At 43.2% G+C, this 1,589-nt stretch carries 2 protein-coding genes; both read right to left on the bottom strand.

Translation table 11 applies throughout. The annotated features are described in order from the left end of the window. Positions 1 to 461: exodeoxyribonuclease I (gene sbcB / locus A3738_RS15015; RefSeq protein ID WP_082890055.1), on the bottom strand; the 461-nt coding region annotated here is incomplete at its 3' end. Positions 462 to 522: 61 nt separating this feature from the next. After that, a complete protein-coding gene (locus tag A3738_RS15020; RefSeq protein ID WP_156502758.1) occupies positions 523 to 1,422 on the bottom strand; it encodes a DUF6160 family protein in 900 nt (299 codons plus the stop codon). Positions 1,423 to 1,589 lie beyond the last annotated feature (167 nt).

Below are 1,589 nucleotides of genomic sequence, written 5' to 3' on the forward strand. Positions count from 1 at the left end.
TTGCCATCATCGCCAGTAGGCCAATTAATACCGTCAGGACGTAAAGCATAAGCAAGCCGAACAACATCAATAATGTCCCACCTAGAATTCCCGTTTTTCCACTCTCTTTCATAAGGATCATAAAAGTTGCGATAAAACAGGTTTCTGCTCACCTCATCATCAAATCGGACACTGTTGTAACCCGCAACGCAGGTTTCTGCCTGACAAAAGATTTCCGAAATGTTTTTTGCAAACTGAGCTTCTGAAACACCCTCTGCCATTGCTTTTTGTGGAGTGATACCAGTGACCAGACACGCTTGAACAGAAGGCAGATAATCTTCTGTTGGCTGTGAGAAGATAGTAACGGGCTCTTCGATGATATTGAGTTCGAGATCCGTTCTTACACCAGCAAACTGGCATGGTCGATCTCTTTGAGGGTCAGCACCAAACGTTTCGTAGTCGTGCCAAAATATAGTTTGCATAGAGGTTAGGCCTAGAAATAATTAGGACCTAATAGTAAACGCGTAGAAGACGAAGATGAAGTTAGAATAAACCGTTTCCGCGATCGATATATTCTAATCGGACACGATCCGTACCGCCTGCATTCAAACCACTATTCATATCGATCTGCATCGCCGTCGGTAGGTTAATGAAAGCGCCTAGATCTGTATTAAGCGATCCGTCTGAAGTCATCCATTCCGTCGCTTGTTTCTGGAAGCCAATAAAGAAGTCTTCAGTGTATTCCACTGCACCTGTGTCGGCGTTTCGCTCACCAATATCAAGTGTTTTGAAATCACCTAAGTCATAGCAATACCAGCCTGTTGAGCAATCTGTCGTACCACCGGTAAATTCGCGAGCCACACCGAAATTTGTTGATCTAGAGTTATCAGCATCACCTGCCGCATTCAGAAGCTGCGACTCGTAACGAGTTCCAAAGTCATCAACAATGTCCATCTCAACATTGCCTGAAATACTTCCAAAATCGCCAGACAACTGACCTCTCGCTTCGCCAAAACCAATACGAAAACCGATCAGCTCATTATTGTCGTCTCGTGCAATTTCAAAATATGGATCATTCAGCTCAAACGGAATAATTTCATTCACGTCATAGGTATTACCATCAAGCTGAACTTTAGATGAATCTGTAGAAATCGAACCCAAGCCGAGGTTTGAAACTTGTAAATCAGCCTCAAGACTTTCGCCTGTTTTTGCATAGCGGCCCGCCTCAAGATTATCGATATTCATTTGGATCTCAGCTTCCATACCCAACGTTACACGGGTATAACTTGTCGATCCTATTTGGTCTACATCAAACGCTACAGCCGCTTGACCAGATACTTCGCCTAATTCTTCATCAGAAATAGGACGCAGTTCAGCAGACGCAACGACAGGCATCAACGCCAGGGTTGCCAACACTAAACTTAACTGGTTCTTCGCTTTCAAAATCACGTCTATATGAGCCTTTTCTACCTTCTTCTGTTCGGCAATTTAAAAAAATAACTGCGTAAGTTCTTATTGTTTTAATGTTTGTTCTTATATTTCGGAATGTAACTGTACCCGAAACAGACTTTTTCATATGTGATGACGACCACACTGCCCTAGCTACAACG

This window comes from Oleiphilus sp. HI0066 (assembly GCF_001635725.1).